Origin of the sequence: Streptomyces sp. SKN60 (genome assembly GCF_026236535.1) — a bacterium.
In the GTDB taxonomy this organism is placed as follows: domain Bacteria; phylum Actinomycetota; class Actinomycetes; order Streptomycetales; family Streptomycetaceae; genus Streptomyces.
This window is the reverse complement of sequence record NZ_JAHTMW010000022.1, coordinates 84,613-100,511: the sequence shown is the minus strand read 5'-3', so window position 1 is coordinate 100,511 and position 15,899 is coordinate 84,613. Positions and strand designations below refer to the sequence as shown.

At 70.7% G+C, this 15,899-nt stretch carries 16 protein-coding genes; 13 read left to right on the top strand and 3 right to left on the bottom strand.

The features are described 5' to 3' along the window. The first annotated feature begins 45 nt into the window (after positions 1-45). From KV205_RS29965 to pssA, 8 genes are all read left to right on the top strand, one after another. Positions 46-885: a TetR family transcriptional regulator gene (locus KV205_RS29965; RefSeq protein ID WP_265867877.1), complete on the top strand. Its 840-nt coding sequence runs from the start codon at positions 46-48 to the stop codon at positions 883-885. Positions 886-1,309: 424 nt separating this feature from the next. Then, positions 1,310-2,647 (top strand): crotonyl-CoA carboxylase/reductase, encoded by a 1,338-nt coding sequence (ccrA, locus tag KV205_RS29960; protein WP_265867876.1) that lies wholly within the window; start codon positions 1,310-1,312, stop codon positions 2,645-2,647. An 11-nt stretch (positions 2,648-2,658) separates the two neighbouring features. Continuing rightward, positions 2,659-4,713, top strand: coding sequence for a protein meaA (locus KV205_RS29955; RefSeq protein WP_265867901.1), 2,055 nt, complete (start codon positions 2,659-2,661; stop codon positions 4,711-4,713). Beyond that, positions 4,710-5,687 (top strand): CoA ester lyase, encoded by a 978-nt coding sequence (locus KV205_RS29950; protein WP_265867875.1) that lies wholly within the window; start codon positions 4,710-4,712, stop codon positions 5,685-5,687. The genes KV205_RS29955 and KV205_RS29950 overlap by 4 nt, the downstream gene beginning before the upstream one ends. A gap of 6 nt (positions 5,688-5,693) precedes the next feature. After that, complete coding sequence (locus KV205_RS29945; protein WP_128981445.1) at positions 5,694-6,206, top strand: MaoC family dehydratase; 513 nt, start codon at positions 5,694-5,696, stop codon at positions 6,204-6,206. 2 nt (positions 6,207-6,208) lie between these two features. Next, a complete protein-coding gene (locus KV205_RS29940; protein ID WP_265867873.1) occupies positions 6,209-7,414 on the top strand; it encodes an acyl-CoA dehydrogenase family protein in 1,206 nt (401 codons plus the stop codon). A 170-nt stretch (positions 7,415-7,584) separates the two neighbouring features. Continuing rightward, a complete protein-coding gene (locus tag KV205_RS29935) occupies positions 7,585-8,241 on the top strand; it encodes a phosphatidylserine decarboxylase (protein WP_265867872.1) in 657 nt (218 codons plus the stop codon). After that, positions 8,234-9,106, top strand: coding sequence for a CDP-diacylglycerol--serine O-phosphatidyltransferase (pssA, locus tag KV205_RS29930; RefSeq protein WP_265867900.1), 873 nt, complete (start codon positions 8,234-8,236; stop codon positions 9,104-9,106). The genes KV205_RS29935 and pssA overlap by 8 nt, the downstream gene beginning before the upstream one ends. 106 nt (positions 9,107-9,212) lie before the next feature. Here the strand turns inward: pssA and KV205_RS29925 are convergent, their stop codons facing one another. Then, complete coding sequence (locus KV205_RS29925; protein ID WP_265867870.1) at positions 9,213-10,364, bottom strand: glycerate kinase; 1,152 nt, start codon at positions 10,362-10,364, stop codon at positions 9,213-9,215. A gap of 231 nt (positions 10,365-10,595) precedes the next feature. Between KV205_RS29925 and KV205_RS29920 the strand changes: the two genes are divergently transcribed. The 4 genes from KV205_RS29920 (at position 10,596) to KV205_RS29905 (ending at position 14,219) form a co-directional block, all read left to right on the top strand. After that, entirely contained in the window at positions 10,596-12,122 is a 1,527-nt protein-coding gene (locus KV205_RS29920; RefSeq protein ID WP_265867899.1) for a BCCT family transporter, read from the top strand. 101 nt (positions 12,123-12,223) lie between these two features. Further along, the gene (locus KV205_RS29915; RefSeq protein WP_265867898.1) at positions 12,224-13,333 is read left to right on the top strand and encodes an ADP-ribosylglycohydrolase family protein; all 1,110 of its coding nucleotides are present in this window, start codon (positions 12,224-12,226) and stop codon (positions 13,331-13,333) included. Next, positions 13,330-13,824 (top strand): NUDIX hydrolase, encoded by a 495-nt coding sequence (locus KV205_RS29910; protein WP_265867869.1) that lies wholly within the window; start codon positions 13,330-13,332, stop codon positions 13,822-13,824. Before KV205_RS29915 ends, KV205_RS29910 begins: the two co-directional genes overlap by 4 nt. After that, on the top strand, positions 13,821-14,219 hold the full coding sequence (locus KV205_RS29905) for a hypothetical protein (protein WP_265867868.1): 399 nt from the start codon (positions 13,821-13,823) through the stop codon (positions 14,217-14,219). Before KV205_RS29910 ends, KV205_RS29905 begins: the two co-directional genes overlap by 4 nt. Here KV205_RS29905 and KV205_RS29900 read toward each other — a convergent pair. Beyond that, complete coding sequence (locus KV205_RS29900) at positions 14,191-14,394, bottom strand: DUF2191 domain-containing protein (protein ID WP_265867867.1); 204 nt, start codon at positions 14,392-14,394, stop codon at positions 14,191-14,193. The genes KV205_RS29905 and KV205_RS29900 overlap by 29 nt on opposite strands. A 64-nt stretch (positions 14,395-14,458) precedes the next feature. Between KV205_RS29900 and KV205_RS29895 the strand changes: the two genes are divergently transcribed. Then, positions 14,459-15,175 (top strand): Sir2 family NAD-dependent protein deacetylase, encoded by a 717-nt coding sequence (locus tag KV205_RS29895; protein WP_265867866.1) that lies wholly within the window; start codon positions 14,459-14,461, stop codon positions 15,173-15,175. 219 nt (positions 15,176-15,394) lie between these two features. Here the strand turns inward: KV205_RS29895 and KV205_RS29890 are convergent, their stop codons facing one another. Further along, positions 15,395-15,895 (bottom strand): methylated-DNA--[protein]-cysteine S-methyltransferase, encoded by a 501-nt coding sequence (locus KV205_RS29890; RefSeq protein ID WP_265867865.1) that lies wholly within the window; start codon positions 15,893-15,895, stop codon positions 15,395-15,397. Positions 15,896-15,899: the final 4 nt, after the last annotated feature.

Sequence of the window (15,899 nt, the reverse complement as noted above, 5' to 3'; positions counted from 1 at the left end):
CCCCCACCTGGGCGCACTGCCGCTCCGATGCAGTACGTTCGGGACATGTCCAAGGCCGCGAAGACACCCCGTGCCACGTCCACGCCCGACGCCCCGGAGAGCGCGGCGGGGACCCGTGCCGCCGCACAGCGGCTGAAAATGCGCCGGGAGCTCGCCAGCGCGGCCATGGAGCTGTTCGCCACCAAGGGGTACGAGGCGACCACCGTCGACGAGATCGCGGCGGCGGCCGGGGTGGCCCGGCGGACCTTCTTCCGGCACTTCCGCTCCAAGGAAGAGGCGATCTTCCCCGACCACGACGACACCCTGGTGCGCGCCGAGGCGGTCCTGAACGCCGCACCGCCGCACGAGCACCCGCTCGACACCGTGTGCCGGGGCATCAAGGAGGTCATGAAGATGTACGCGGGCGCGCCCGCGGTCTCCGTGGCCCGCTACCGGCTCACCCGTGAGGTGCCGACGCTGCGCGAGCGCGAGATCGCCTCGGTGGCCCGCTACGAGCGCCTCTTCACCCGCTATCTGCTCGGGCACTTCGACGAGCGCGACCACCACGACGGCAACGACGACCCGCTGCTCGCCGAGGTGGCCGCGTCGGCGGTGGTCACGGCCCACAACCACGTGCTGCGGCGCTGGCTGCGGGCCGGCGGCCAGGGGGACGTGGAGGCGCAGCTCGACCACGCCTTCGCGATCGTCCGGGAGACCTTCGGCAGCGGCATAGGCGCCCGGCCCGGGACCGTGCCGGCCGAGAGCGCCAGGGCCGCGGACGAGCCGGTCCGGCCGGCCGCCGCCACCGCCTCCACGACGGGCGACGTGGTGGTCGCCGTCGCCCGGACGGACGCACCGCTGGACGAGGTCATGCGGACGATCCAGCAGGCGCTCAAGAAGAGCTGACCATCACGTCACGACGAGGGCCGCTCCCGGATTCCGGGGGCGGCCCTCGTCGTATCCGGGTCTCCCGATGCCTTATCCGCCCAGTTCAGGGGCATTTTCGATCGATCATCGCTCATCCGTGACCACCAGATTGCATCTGAGTGAAATTGTTGGCACGCAGTGCCTTGTCACGTGACACGGCGTGCCATACGTTGAGGGTGTCCGGGCGGCCGGCGCGCAGAGATCACCTCGTGCGCCGGCTGTCCCCACAAGCAATCCTGCAAGTGCGCCCGGACGCCTGCGTCACAGGCAACCTCCCGCGCCCCACACCGGCGCCGCCACCGCTCCACCGCGCCGAACCGACGGCACACCTCCACAGCACCAACCCCGACGAAAACCCTCAGCGCGTCCCCCGCCCGGGACGCCGCACCGCCGGAGGCATCCCGTGAAGGACATCCTGGACGCGATCCAGTCGCCCGACTCCACGTCGGCGGACTTCGCCAGCATCAAGCTCCCCGAGTCGTACCGCGCCGTGACCGTCCACAAGGACGAGCAGGAGATGTTCGCCGGGGTCGCCAGCCGCGACAAGGACCCGCGCAAGTCGCTCCACCTGGACGACGTGGCGCTCCCCGAGCTCGGCCCGGGCGAGGCGCTCGTCGCCGTCATGGCCAGCTCCGTGAACTACAACTCGGTGTGGTCCTCGATCTTCGAGCCGATGTCGACCTTCGGCTTCCTGGAGCGCTACGGGCGCCTGTCCGAGCTCACCAAGCGCCACGACCTGCCGTACCACGTCATCGGCTCCGACCTCTCCGGCGTCGTGCTGCGCACCGGCCCGGGCGTCAACGCCTGGAAGCCCGGCGACGAGGTCGTCGCGCACTGTCTGAGCGTCGAGCTGGAGTCCTCCGACGGCCACAACGACACGATGCTCGACCCCGAGCAGCGCATCTGGGGCTTCGAGACCAACTTCGGCGGCCTGGCCGAGATCGCCCTGGTGAAGTCCAACCAGCTGATGCCGAAGCCCGGCCACCTCAGCTGGGAGGAGGCCGCGGCCCCGGGCCTGGTGAACTCCACCGCGTACCGCCAGCTGGTCTCCCGCAACGGCGCCGGCATGAAGCAGGGCGACAACGTGCTGATCTGGGGCGCGAGCGGCGGCCTCGGCTCGTACGCCACCCAGTTCGCGCTGGCAGGCGGCGCCAACCCGATCTGTGTCGTCTCCTCCCCGGAGAAGGCCGCGATCTGCCGTTCCATGGGCGCGGAGGCGGTCATCGACCGCAACGCCGAGGGCTACAAGTTCTGGAAGGACGAGCAGAACCAGGACCCGCGCGAGTGGAAGCGCTTCGGCGGCAAGATCCGCGAGCTGACCGGCGGCGAGGACGTGGACATCGTCTTCGAGCACCCGGGCCGCGAGACCTTCGGCGCCAGCGTCTACGTCACCCGCAAGGGCGGCACCATCGTCACCTGCGCCTCGACCTCGGGCTACAACCACGAGTACGACAACCGCTACCTGTGGATGTCGCTGAAGAAGATCGTCGGCTCGCACTTCGCCAACTACCGCGAGGCCTGGGAGGCCAACCGGCTGGTCGCCAAGGGCAAGATCCACCCGACGCTCTCGAAGGTCTACTCCCTGGAGGAGACCGGCCAGGCCGCCTACGACGTGCACCGCAACCTGCACCAGGGCAAGGTCGGCGTGCTCGCGCTCGCGCCCGAGGAGGGCCTGGGCGTGCGCGACCACGAGCTGCGGGCGCAGCACATCGACGCCATCAACCGCTTCCGTAACGTCTGATTCCGCAACCTCTGAACCAGGGACCACAGATGACAGAGCGCCAGAAGGACCGGCCGTGGCTCATGCGGACCTACGCCGGCCACTCGACCGCCGAGGCGTCGAACGAGCTCTACCGGCGTAATCTCGCCAAGGGCCAGACCGGCCTCTCGGTCGCGTTCGACCTGCCCACGCAGACCGGCTACGACCCCGACCACGTCCTCGCCCGCGGCGAGGTCGGCCGGGTCGGCGTGCCCGTCTCGCACGTCGGCGACATGCGGCGGCTGTTCCAGGACATCCCCCTGGAGCAGATGAACACCTCGATGACCATCAACGCCACCGCCATGTGGCTCCTGGCGCTCTACCAGGTGGTCGCCGAGGAGCAGGGTGCGGACATCACCAAGCTCCAGGGCACCACCCAGAACGACATCGTGAAGGAGTACCTGTCGCGCGGGACGCACGTCTTCCCGCCCGGCCCCTCGCTCCGGCTCACGACGGACATGATCGCGTACACGGTCAACCACATCCCGAAGTGGAACCCGATCAACATCTGCAGCTACCACCTGCAGGAGGCCGGCGCCACGCCGGTCCAGGAGATCGCGTACGCCATGTCCACCGCGATCGCGGTCCTCGACGCCGTCCGCGACTCCGGGCAGGTTCCCGAGGAGCGGTTCGGCGAGGTCGTCGCCCGGATCTCGTTCTTCGTGAACGCCGGCGTCCGGTTCATCGAGGAGATGTGCAAGATGCGCGCCTTCGGCCGCATCTGGGACACCGTCACCCGTGAGCGGTACGGCATCGAGGACGCCAAGCAGCGCCGCTTCCGCTACGGCGTGCAGGTCAACTCGCTCGGCCTGACCGAGGCCCAGCCGGAGAACAACGTCCAGCGCATCGTCCTGGAGATGCTGGCCGTGACGCTCTCCAAGGACGCCCGCGCCCGCGCCGTACAGCTCCCGGCCTGGAACGAGGCGCTGGGCCTGCCGCGCCCCTGGGACCAGCAGTGGTCGCTCCGGATCCAGCAGGTGCTCGCCCACGAGTCCGACCTGCTGGAATACGAGGACATCTTCGCCGGCTCGCACGTCATCGAGGCCAAGGTGGACGCCCTGGTCGCCGAGTGCCTGGCCGAGATCGAGCGGATCCAGGAGATGGGCGGCGCGATGGCCGCCGTCGAGTCCGGCTACCTCAAGGCGCAGCTTGTCTCCTCGCACGCCGAGCGGCGGGCCCGGATCGAGTCCGGCGAGGACAAGATCATCGGCGTCAACATCTTCGAGACCACCGAGCCCAACCCGCTCACCGCCGACCTGGACACCGCGATCCAGACGGTCGACCCGGCCGTCGAGGCCCGCGTCGTGGGCGCCCTGGGCACCTGGCGCGACACCCGCTACCAGCCGCCGTTCAACCACCCGCGGCCGTGCAAGGCCCTGGAGCGCCTGAAGGAGGCCGCCAAGGGCACCGGCAACCTCATGGAGGCCACCCTGGAGTGCGCCCGCGCCGGGGTCACCACCGGCGAGTGGGCCGGGGCGCTGCGCGAGGTGTTCGGCGAGTTCCGCGCCCCGACCGGCGTCTCCTCCGCCCCCGTGGCCGTGCCGGCCGAGGAGGGCTCCCCGCTCGCCGAGGTGCGCCGCAAGGTGGACCGCACGGCGGCCGACATGGGCGTCGGCAAGCTGCGCTTCCTGGTCGGCAAGCCGGGCCTGGACGGGCACTCCAACGGCGCCGAGCAGATCGCCGTGCGGGCCCGCGACGCCGGGTTCGAGGTGGTCTACCAGGGCATCCGGCTGACGCCGGAGCAGATCGTCGACGCGGCCCTGGAGGAGGACGTGCACGCGGTCGGCCTGTCGATCCTGTCCGGTTCGCACGCCCAGCTCGTGCCGGACGTCCTGGACCGGCTGAAGGACGCCGGGGCGGCCGACATCCCGGTCGTCGTCGGCGGCATCATCCCGAACGCCGACGCCGCGGAGCTCAAGGCCGCCGGCGTGGCCGCGGTCTTCACCCCGAAGGACTTCGGTATCACCGGGATCATCGGTCGTATCGTCGACGAGATCCGGAAAGCCAACCAGCTCAGCCCCCTTGAAAGTACGGAGGTCCCCGCATGACCAGCACGCCCGCTTCCCCTGTGAACCGGCTGCGCCCGCGCCGCTCCTGCCTCGCGGTGCCCGGCTCCAACCCGCGCTTCCTGGAGAAGGCCCAGGGCCTCGCCGCCGACCAGGTCTTCCTCGACCTGGAGGACGCGTGCGCGCCGCTGGCCAAGCCGGACGCCCGCCACACCATCGTGAAGTTCCTGAACGAGGGCGACTGGACCGGCAAGACCCGCGTGGTCCGCGTCAACGACTGGACGACCCACTGGACGTACCGTGACGTCGTCACCGTCGTCGAGGGCGCCGGCCAGAACCTCGACTGCATCATGCTGCCGAAGGTGCAGAACGCCGAGCAGATCGTCGCGCTCGACCTGCTGCTCACCCAGATCGAGAAGACCATGGGCTTCGAGGTCGGCAAGATCGGCATCGAGGCGCAGATCGAGAACGCCCAGGGCCTGAACAACGTCAACGCGATCGCGCAGGCCTCGCCGCGCGTCGAGACGATCATCTTCGGCCCGGCCGACTTCATGGCCTCCATCAACATGAAGTCGCTCGTCGTCGGCGAGCAGCCGCCCGGCTACCCGGCGGACGCCTACCACCACATCCTGATGAGCATCCTGATGGCCGCCCGCGCCAACAACCTGCAGGCGATCGACGGTCCCTACCTGCAGATCCGCAACCCCGAGGGCTACCGCGCGGTCGCCCAGCGCTCCGCCGCCCTGGGCTTCGACGGCAAGTGGGTGCTGCACCCGGACCAGGTCGCCGCCGCGAACGAGATCTACTCGCCGTCGCAGGAGGACTACGACCACGCCGAGCTGATCCTCGACGCCTACGACTACTACACCTCCGAGGCCGGCGGCAAGAAGGGCTCCGCGATGCTCGGCGACGAGATGATCGACGAGGCCTCCCGCAAGATGGCCCTGGTCATCTCCGGCAAGGGCCGCGCCGCCGGCATGCAGCGCACCACCAAGTTCGAGATCCCGGAGGCCTGATCCACCATGCAGTTCGGCCGCACCTACGAAGAGTTCGAGATCGGCGCCGTCTACAAGCACTGGCCCGGGAAGACGGTCACCGAGTACGACGACCACCTCTTCTGTCTGCTGACGATGAACCACCACCCGCTTCACATGGACGTGAATTACGCGGAGAACACGACGGACTTCAAGAAGAACGTCGTCGTCGGCAACTACATCTACTCGCTGCTGCTCGGCATGTCCGTCCCGGACGTCTCCGGCAAGGCCATCGCCAACCTGGAGATCGAGTCGCTGCGCCACGTGGCGCCGACCTTCCACGGCGACACCATCTACGGCGAGACGACCGTCCTGGACAAGACGCCGTCGAAGTCGAAGAGCGACCGCGGCATCGTCTACGTCGAGACCAAGGGCTACAAGCAGGACGGCACCCTGGTGTGCGTCTTCCGCCGCAAGGTCATGGTCCCGACCGCCGAGTACATCGACGCGCGCGGCGGCGAGCAGCCCGGCCGCCCCGAGCTGAAGGAACAGGGGAAGTAGTCATGGCGCGACTCGCCCAGACCCACGGTCTGACCGACGTCCAGCAGGAGATCCTCTCCACCGTCCGGGACTTCGTCGACAAGGAGATCATCCCGGTCGCGACGGAGCTGGAGCACCGCGACGAGTACCCGCAGCAGATCGTGGACGGGCTGAAGGAGCTCGGCGTCTTCGGTCTGATGATCCCCGAGGAGTACGGGGGCCTGGGTGAGTCGCTGCTCACCTACGCGCTGTGCGTGGAGGAGATCGCCCGCGGCTGGATGTCGGTCTCCGGCATCATCAACACCCACTTCATCGTGGCGTACATGCTGAAGCAGCACGGCACGCAGGAGCAGAAGGACTACTTCCTGCCGCGGATGGCGGCCGGCGAGACGCGCGGCGCGTTCTCGATGTCGGAGCCGGGTCTCGGCTCGGACGTGTCGGCGATCACGTCGAAGGCGGTCAAGGACGGCGACGAGTACGTCCTCAACGGCCAGAAGATGTGGCTGACGAACGGCGGCACGTCAACGCTGGTGGCCGTTCTCGTCCGAAGTGACGAAGGCCACCCCGAGGGCACGGCCCCGCACAAGTCGATGACGACCTTCCTCGTCGAGAAGGAGCCCGGCTTCGGAGAGGTCCGCCCCGGCCTCACCATTCCGGGCAAGATCGAGAAGATGGGTTACAAGGGCGTCGACACGACCGAACTCATCATGGACGGACTGCGCATTCCGGCCAATCGGGTCCTCGGCGGCGTCACCGGCCGAGGGTTTTACCAAATGATGGACGGCGTGGAAGTCGGCCGTGTGAATGTCGCGGCCCGTGGCTGTGGCGTCGCGCAGCGTGCTTTCGAACTCGGCGTCCAGTATGCCCAGCAGCGTCACACTTTCGGCAAGCAGATCGCCCAGCACCAGGCGATTCAGTTCAAGCTTGCCGAGATGGCTACCAAGGTCGAGGCCGCTCATGCCATGATGGTGAACGCAGCACGCAAAAAGGACTCCGGGGAACGAAACGACCTCGAAGCAGGGATGGCGAAGTACCTCGCCTCCGAATATTGCAAGGAGGTCGTCGAGGATGCGTTCCGCATTCACGGTGGCTACGGGTTCTCGAAGGAGTACGAGATCGAGCGCCTCTACCGCGAAGCCCCGATGCTGCTCATCGGCGAAGGTACCGCCGAGATCCAGAAAATGATCATTGGTCGACGGTTGCTCGAGGAGTACCGCTTCCAGGGTTGATTGTCGGATTTGGGTCGGTTTGGCCGCGAAGAAGATCACACCCTGTGTTCGTCTTCCGGCCGCCGACTCGGCTTCTGGCTTGCCCAGTTGCGGCCCGCAACCGATAGCATCGCCCGAAAGCCGCCGTCCCCGTGTTTCCAGCGCGGCATCATCCGCTACGAAGGTCATCCATGCCCCACAGCCAAACCTCTGCACACCGCGACCGCCTCAAGGGCGTACGCATCGCTCGCGGAGCATCGCCGTGGCTTCTGCCGACCGTCGCCACCGCGGCGCTCAGCCTGGCGCGCTCGCGCAAGTCGACGCGCGCCAAGGCGATCGCCGTGCCGGCCACCGCTCTCGCGGCCGGCATGCTGTGGTTCTTCCGCGACCCCGAGCGAGAGATCGCCCAGGGCCGGGTCATCTCGCCCGCCGACGGCGTGGTGCAGAGCATCATGCCGTGGAAGGACGGACGCACCCGCGTCGCCATCTTCATGAGCCCGCTGAACGTCCACGTCAACCGCGCGCCGCTGGCCGGCACGGTGACGTCCGTGGAGCACGTCCCCGGCGGCTTCGTGCCGGCGTTCAACAAGGAGAGCGAGAACAACGAGCGCGTTGTCTGGCACTTCGACACCGAGCTCGGCGACATCGAGATGGTGCAGATCGCCGGCGCCGTGGCCCGGCGGATCGTGCCGTACATCCCGCAGGGGACGAAGGTCGAGCAGGGTGACCGGATCGGGCTGATCCGCTTCGGTTCGCGGGTCGACATCTACCTCCCCGAGGGTGTCGAGGTCGCGGTCGAGGTCGGTCAGCCCACGACTGCGGGGGTGACTCGCATTGACCGTGATTGATCCCGACACACGGGCGGCCGAATGGGTCGCCGAGTCGGAGGCGGACGCCGACGACGCCGAGGAGATGCCGCTGTCGCTGAGGCTGTCCATAGCGGACGCCCTCACGCTCGGTAACGCCACGTGCGGCTTCATGGCGGTGTACTTCACCACCACCGGCATCCTCATCCCGCACCTCACCGGCAGCAGCGAGACCGGCATGGCGCGCAACAGCGCCGCCACCGCCGTGATCCTCATGCTGGCCGCGGCGATCTTCGACCTCTTCGACGGCATCGTGGCGCGCAAGCTCCGCAGCTCGCCGATGGGTGCCGAGCTCGACAACCTCTCGGACCTGATCAGCTTCGGTCTCGCCCCGGCCTACTTCGTACTCGTGTACGGCATGGTCACGCCCGGCGCGCAGCAGAAGGTCTCGGCCGTGGCCGCGGTCCTGGTGCTGCTCGCGGTGGTGCTGAGACTCGCCCGGTTCTCCTGCGTGACGATGAAGGACGGCATGTTCCAGGGCATGCCGAGCCCCTTCGGCGCGCTGACCGTCGTGTCGATCGTCCTGCTCGAGCTGCCGTTCATCCCGACGCTGCTCGCGATCATCGGCGTCGCCTGGCTGATGGTGAGCCGGGTCGAGTACCCGAAGCCGCGGGGTGTCCTCGCGGTGGCCATGCTCAGCTGGATCGTCGGCGCCATGGCCATGCTGGCCGCATGGGCGTTCGACGCTCCGGGCGGACAGTTCCTCCTTCAGACCGGCTGCGCGCTGCAGGTGGTGATGGGCGCCGTGATCCCCCTCTTCGCGACGGCCCGGCGAGTGAACACCTTCCGCGACAACCGGCGTGAGAGCCGTGAGGCCCGCCAGGCGGAGGCCGCACAGCTGCGGTAGCCGCGGTGGAGCGGATGGAACGAACGGAAGGGCCCGGACGCGGAAGCGTCCGGGCCCTTCCGTATGGTCCGGGCTTTCCGTATGGGTCTCGGCTTGCCGGGGCGGCCTACGCCAGGAAGTCCCGCGCGATGTTCGCCGAGACCTGCTCCAGGAGCGGGCCCGCGTTCGGGATGGACTTGGCCGGGTCCGGCTCCAGGTCCGTGAGCGGGTAGGCGCGGCGGATGCCGGCGGTGCCCAGGGCCACGGGCGTGAGGGCCAGGCGGCCGCAGACCGCGACGACCTCCTTGCCGGCCGCGCGGGCGGCCGCGGCGACGCCCGCCGGGGCCTTGCCGTGCAGGGTCTGCTCGTCGAGCGAGCCCTCGCCGGTGATGACCAGGGTGGCGCGCTCCAGGGCGGGGGCGAAGCCGAGCACGTCCAGCATCAGCTCGATGCCGGGACGGAAGCTCGCGCCGAGCAGCAGCGCGCCGTAGCCGATGCCGCCCGCGCCGCCCGCGCCCGGGGAGGCGGCGAGCTCGGCGGCCTTGGGGCCGATCGCCTTCTCCAGGACCCGCGCGTAGTGCGCGAGGGCCGTGTCGAGGGTCTCGACGTCCTCGGGGGTCGCGCCCTTCTGCGGGCCGTACACCGCCGCGCAGCCCTTCGGGCCGGTCAGCGGGTTGTCCACGTCGCTGGCGAGGACGAATTCGACGCCCGCGAAGCGCGGGTCGACGCCCGACAGGTCCGCCGAGGCGAGGTCGGCGAGGGCGCCGCCGCCCGGGCCGACCGGATCGCCGTCCGCGTCCAGGAACACCGCGCCGAGCGCGGCGAGCATGCCGGCGCCGCCGTCGGTGGTGGCGCTGCCGCCGACGCCGAAGACGATCGTGGTGGCGCCGGCGTCGAGCGCGGCGCGCAGCAGCTCGCCCGACCCGTACGTGGTGGCGGTGAGCGGGGCGAAGACCCCGGGGGGCAGCAGCTGGAGGCCGGAGGCCTCCGCCATCTCCACCACCGCGGTGGTCCCGCGCAGCGCGAACGCGGCCGTGACCGGTTCGCCGACCGGCCCGGTCACGGTGACCTCGCGCCGGTCGAACCCGGCCGCCACGGCCGCGGCCACGGTGCCGTCGCCCCCGTCGGCGACGGGCAGCGTCTCCACCTCGAGCTCCGGGACGACCCGTCGCAGACCTGCTGTGACCCGCTCCGCGACCTGTACGGCCGTGAGCGAGCCCTTGAACTTGTCGGCCGCGACGAGCACGCGTGCGACCTCAGTTACTGCTCCGTCCGTCACCTTGCATCCCTTGCTTTCGAACAGGCAGTCGCGCCAGGGCCGACCCTATCCGTACCGGAAGACGGCGTGCCACCCCCTGATAAGGCGATATTCCGCACCATAGTGGGGCCGGTGAGCACGGAATTGATCGATCAAAGCGGCGGAGACAGCGGCGGAGACAGCGGCGGAGACAGCGGCGGGCCGAGCGGCGGGCCGAGCCCCCGCCCCGACCTGAAGGTCATCGGCATCGGGATGGCGGCCGTCGTCGCCGTCGTGGGCTGGGCGGCGCTCGGCAAGGATTCCTTCGACACCGCCTCGTCCTCGGCGCTGCGCTGGGTCCTGGACAACTTCGCGTGGCTGTTCGTGACCGCCGCCGACGTCTTCCTGGTGCTGTGCGTGGTGATCGCGCTCAGCCGCTTCGGCCGGATCCGGCTCGGCGCGGACGACTCGGAGCCGGAGTTCTCCAATCTCGCGTGGATCGCGATGATGTTCAGCGCCGGCATGGGCATCGGCCTGATGTTCTACGGGGTGGGGGAACCGCTCCAGCACTATCTGAACCCGCCCCCGGCGAGCGGGGTCCCGCCGCAGTCGGGCGCGTCGGCCCGCACGGCCATGGAGTACTCGTTCTTCCACTGGACGCTGACCCCGTGGGCGATCTACGGCATCGCGGGCCTCGCCCTGGCGTACGCGGGCTTCCGCAAGGGCCGCGGCAACACGCTGAGCGCCGCGTTCGTGCCGCTCATGGGCGAGCGGCGGGCGCGCTCCTGGCCGGGCCGGGCGGTCGATCTGCTCGCGGTGTTCGCGACCGTCTTCGGGACGGCGACCAGCCTCGGTCTGGGGGCCCTGCAGGTCGCGGAGGGCCTGAACATCACCGCCGGGGTCGCGGACTCGACCACCACCGAGCTGGTCATCATCGTGTCGCTGTCGGCGGCCTTCGTGCTGTCCGCGTTCTCCGGGCTGCACAAGGGCGTGAAGTGGCTGTCGACGCTGAACATCGTGCTGGCCGCGGCGCTGATGGTGTTCGTGTTCCTGCTCGGCCCGACGGTGTACGTCCTGGACACGATCCCGGCCTCGGTGGGCGGCTATCTGCACCAGCTGCTCCCGATGGCGAGCCGCACGGGCGCGTTCACGGACCGCACCTGGCTGGGCGCGTGGACGATCTTCTACTGGGCGTGGTGGCTGTCCTGGGCGCCGTTCGTCGGCACCTTCATCGCCCGGATCTCGCACGGCCGCACCGTCCGCGAGTTCCTGTTCGGGGTGCTGCTTGTGCCCTCGGGCGCGACGGTGATCTGGTTCTGCGTGATGGGCGGCACGGCGATCCGGCTCGACTCGACGGGCGCCGCGGATCTGGCGGGGGCGGTGAAGGACGGGGCGGAGGCCTCGCTGTTCGCGATGCTGGACGCGCTGCCGCTCGGCACGGTCACCTCGTACGTCGCGATGCTCCTGGTGATGACGTACTTCGTGACCAGCGCGGACTCGGCCTCCCTTGTGATGGGCTCGCTGACCAGCCGCGGCGCGCTGCACCCGCCGACCTGGCTGGTGGTGGCCTGGGGCGTGCTGATGGCGGCGGTGGCCGCGGTGCTGCTGGTCGCGGGCGGGCTGACCTCGCTGCAGACGGCGACGATCCTGGTGGCGCTGCCGTTCGTGCTCGTGATGCTGGGGCTGTGCTGGGCGCTGCTCAAGGAGCTGCGGGAGGACCCGGGCGCGGGACCGGCCCGGCACCACGCGACGCACGGGGTGCGGGACGCGGTGCGGGTGATGGTCGGCGACGAGACATGAGGCCGGGGGGGCGGTGTGGCCCGGGGCCCGGTGGGGCCGAGTGGGCGGGTCGGCGCGCGCCGGCCCGGCCCGTCGGCTAGACCGGAGGCATGAGCGAAGTCATGGGCGAGGTCGCGGCCGGTGTCACGGGCGGTGGCCCCGTCCGGCTCGGGCGCGGCGAGCTCGCCGACCGGATCCTCGGCGGCTGGACCGGACGGATCGCCGGGAACATGCTCGGCAAGCCGGTCGAGCGCGGCGACCACTGGACGCCCGAGCGGATCGACGCGTATCTGCGGCTCACGGACGCCCTGCCGCTCACCGACTACTTCCCGCCGCCGCCCGCGGCCGGCGCGGACGGCTTCGAGCTGCGGCCGGAGTGGCCGCAGTGCGTGCGCGGCCGGATCAACGGCAGCTGCCGCGACGACGACGTCGACTACTCGATCCTGGGCCTGCACCTCCTGGAGACCCGCGGTTTCGACTTCAGCACCGAGCAGGTCGGCGAGCTGTGGCTGCTGCGGCTGCCGTATCTGCAGACCTTCACGGCCGAGCGGGTGGCGTACCGGAACCTGGCGAACGGGCTGAAGCCGCCGCTGACCGCCACGTACGACAATCCGTACCAGGAGTGGATCGGCGCGCTGATCCGGGCGGACGTGTACGGCTGGACCTCGCCCGGCGATCCGCGCCGGGCCGCCTCGCTGGCCCGCCGCGACGCGGTGCTCTCGCACACCGGGAACGGGGTGTACGGGGCGATGTGGGCGGCCGCCCTGGTCGCCGCGGCCTTCACCGCGCCCGACGCGCGGTCGGCGCTCGGCACCGCCCTGGAGCGGATTCCGGCCGGCAGCCGGCTCGCCCGCGCCGTACGGCACACCGTGGCGCTGTACGAGGCGGGCGTCGCGTGGTCCGAGACGCTGGCCGAGCTGCGCCGGGAGACCGGTGGGTCCGGCTGGATCCACACCGTGCCGAACGCGGCGGTGCTCACCGCCGGGCTGCTGTACGGCGAGGGCGACTTCACCCGCACCCTGGCGCTGACCGTGCGCGGCGGTCTGGACACCGACTCCAACGGGGCGACGGCCGGTTCGGTGGCCGGCGTGCTGTGCGGCGCTGCGGCCATCCCGCCGCAGTGGTCGGAGCCGCTGCGGGACCGGGTGCGCAGCGCGGTGACGGGCTTCGACGGGGTACGGATCAGCGAGCTGGCGGAGCGGACGCTGCGGCTGGCTACGCTGACGGGATGACGACCTCTGACTACGCCACGTACATCGCGGGCCTGCCGCGCGTCCTGGCCGGTGCCGCCGCCCTCTTCCGGGACGCGGCCGGCCGGGTGCTGATCGTCGAGCCGAACTACCGGGAGGGCTGGGCCCTGCCGGGTGGCACGATCGAGTCGGACACGGGCGAATCGCCGCGCCAGGCGGCCCGCCGGGAGACGGCGGAGGAGATCGGCCTGGACGTGGAGCTCGGCGCGCTGCTCGCCGTCGACTGGGTGCCGGGCGCGGACCGTCCACCGCTGGTGGCGTACCTGTTCGACGGCGGAGTGCTGCCGGACGAGCGGTTCGCGCAGATCCGGCTCCAGGAGGAGGAGCTGATCTCCTGGAAGCTCGTGCCCCCGGCGGAGCTCCCCGCCCACCTGCCGGGCAGCCTGGGCCACCGGGTCCTGGCCGCCCTCGACGCGCTGACGGCGGGCCGGGGCGCGGTGGAACTGGAGAACGGCCGCCCGGCCACGCGGTGAACCGCGCGGCGGTGCGGGTGGTGGTCGTGGCGGTGTGGGTCGCCGGTCTGCTGGTCGGCACGGTGACCCATGTCGGGGACCTGGTGTCCCACGGGCCCTTCGCGCACGCCGCGTTCGCCCCGCCCTGGCTCGACCTGTACTGGTCGGCCCTGGCCGTGCTCGACCCGCTGACCGCCGTCCTGCTGGTGCGCGGGCGGCGGGCGGGGGTGGACCTGCTGCTCGCGGTGACGGCGACGGATCTGGCGGCGAACGGCTACGCCGTGTACGGCCTGCTCGACAGCTCGCTCGCCGAGCAGGCCGGGCTGCAACGGCTGCTTGCCTTCGGCGGGTTCGTGCTGGTGACGGCGGGGTGGGGGCGCCGGGCGTTCAGCCCTGGTCCGGCTCCGGCGGGGTGAGACGGCCGGTGCGGAGGGGTTCCTCGCGGGAGGCGGTGCGGGCCTCGGTGCGGTGGCCGTGGGCGATGTAGTCGCGGACGACCGCCTCAACGGCGTCCTGCGGGTTGCCGATGCCGGCGAGGACCATGACCTCGACCACGAGTTCGGCGTCGAGGGAGATGCTGACCTTGGGCATGCGGGGACGCTAGCAGCTCCAAATCCGTTCGCGGGAGGGCTTCCGGCCCGCCTACGCTCGCCGCATGACCATGGTGGCGATTCTCAGCGGGGCGGGCATCTCGACGGACTCGGGGATTCCCGACTACCGGGGGCCGAACGGGATGTGGACCCGCGACCCCGAGGCGGAGCGGCTCGTCACCTACGGGCCGTACATGGCCGACCCGGAGGTGCGGCGCCTTTCGTGGCGGATGCGGCTGGACGGGGAGGTGCTGGCCGCGCAGCCGAACGTGGCGCACCGTGCGATCGCCGCGTTCGAGAAGAGCGGGCACGCGCTGCGGGTGATCACGCAGAACATCGACGGGCTCCACCAGGCCGCGGGGGTGTCCGAGCGGAAGGTGCTCGAACTGCACGGTTCCGCCCGGGCGGTGGTGTGCACGGCGTGCCACGCGCGCTCGCCGATGGCGGAGGCCCTCGCGCGGGTGCAGGCCGGTGAGGACGATCCGGCGTGCCGGGCGTGCGGCGGGATCCTGAAGGCGGCGACGGTGATGTTCGGGGAGCGGCTCGACCCGGTGGTCCTGGGCAACGCGATGTCCATCGCGAAGGCCGCGGACGTCTTCCTCGCGGTCGGCAGCAGCCTCCAGGTACAGCCGGCCGCCTCCCTCGCCGGCATCGCCGCCGAGCACGGCGCCCGCCTGATCATCGTGAACGCCGAGCCGACCCCGTACGACCCGGTCGCGACCGAGGTCGTCCGCGAACCGATCGGCACGGCGCTGCCCGCGCTGCTCGACCGGCTGCGCTAGGGCCTGTCCGGAAAGTAGCGTCGTCTGCCCGCAGGGCAGGGCTCGCGGTGTCTGGTGCGTGCGATCGCAAGGCGGAGGAGGGAGACATGGCTTGCCATGGCGACCGACGACAACGCGGTGGGGGCACCTCCCGTGCCCGAAGGGCTACGGGGGAGTGCGTGCCAGACACCGCGAGCCAGGCGGGACTTTCCGGACAGGACCTAGGCCCGTCAGGCCGGGTCAGAACAGGGCGTCGGGTTCGGCGGTGCCCGATTCGAAGGCGAGCAGGCGCTGCTTGCGGGCGAGGCCGCCGCCGTAGCCGGTGAGGTTGCCGCCGGAGCCGATGACCCGGTGGCAGGGGACGATGATGGTGACCGGGTTCTTGCCGTTGGCGAGGCCGACCGCGCGTGAGGCGCCGGGGCTGCCGAGGGCGTCGGCGAGTTCGCCGTAGGTCCGGGTCTCCCCGTACGGGATCAGCCGGAGCTGTTCCCAGACGCGCAGCTGGAACGGGGTGCCGACGAGGTGCAACGGCAGGTCGAACTCGGTGAGTTCGCCCGCGAAGTACGCGTCGAGCTGGCGCACGGCCTCGGTGAAGGGGCGCGGGTCGGGCTCGCCGAAGGTCTCCTCCGGTGGCCGGTGCCGCTGGTCGGTCATGTACATACGGCTGAGGACGCCGTCGACGGCGACGAGGGTCAGCAGGTCGTAGGGGCTGTCCACGACCGTGTGCGTCACGGTGGGCATGAGC

Bases quoted from the DNA above. Each gene is read 5' to 3' on its own strand.
- KV205_RS29915 (WP_265867898.1), top strand. From the start codon at position 12,224: ATGGGCGAGGTCGCGGCCGGTGTCACGGGCGGTGGCCCCGTCCGGCTC.
- KV205_RS29950 (WP_265867875.1), top strand. From the start codon at position 4,710: ATGACCAGCACGCCCGCTTCCCCTGTGAACCGGCTGCGCCCGCGCCGC.
- KV205_RS29890 (WP_265867865.1), bottom strand. From the start codon at position 15,895: ATGCCCACCGTGACGCACACGGTCGTGGACAGCCCCTACGACCTGCTG.
- KV205_RS29945 (WP_128981445.1), top strand. From the start codon at position 5,694: ATGCAGTTCGGCCGCACCTACGAAGAGTTCGAGATCGGCGCCGTCTAC.
- KV205_RS29895 (WP_265867866.1), top strand. From the start codon at position 14,459: ATGACCATGGTGGCGATTCTCAGCGGGGCGGGCATCTCGACGGACTCG.
- KV205_RS29935 (WP_265867872.1), top strand. From the start codon at position 7,585: ATGCCCCACAGCCAAACCTCTGCACACCGCGACCGCCTCAAGGGCGTA.
- KV205_RS29965 (WP_265867877.1), top strand. From the start codon at position 46: ATGTCCAAGGCCGCGAAGACACCCCGTGCCACGTCCACGCCCGACGCC.
- KV205_RS29920 (WP_265867899.1), top strand. From the start codon at position 10,596: ATGGCGGCCGTCGTCGCCGTCGTGGGCTGGGCGGCGCTCGGCAAGGAT.
- KV205_RS29940 (WP_265867873.1), top strand. From the start codon at position 6,209: ATGGCGCGACTCGCCCAGACCCACGGTCTGACCGACGTCCAGCAGGAG.
- KV205_RS29900 (WP_265867867.1), bottom strand. From the start codon at position 14,394: ATGCCCAAGGTCAGCATCTCCCTCGACGCCGAACTCGTGGTCGAGGTC.
- KV205_RS29910 (WP_265867869.1), top strand. From the start codon at position 13,330: ATGACGACCTCTGACTACGCCACGTACATCGCGGGCCTGCCGCGCGTC.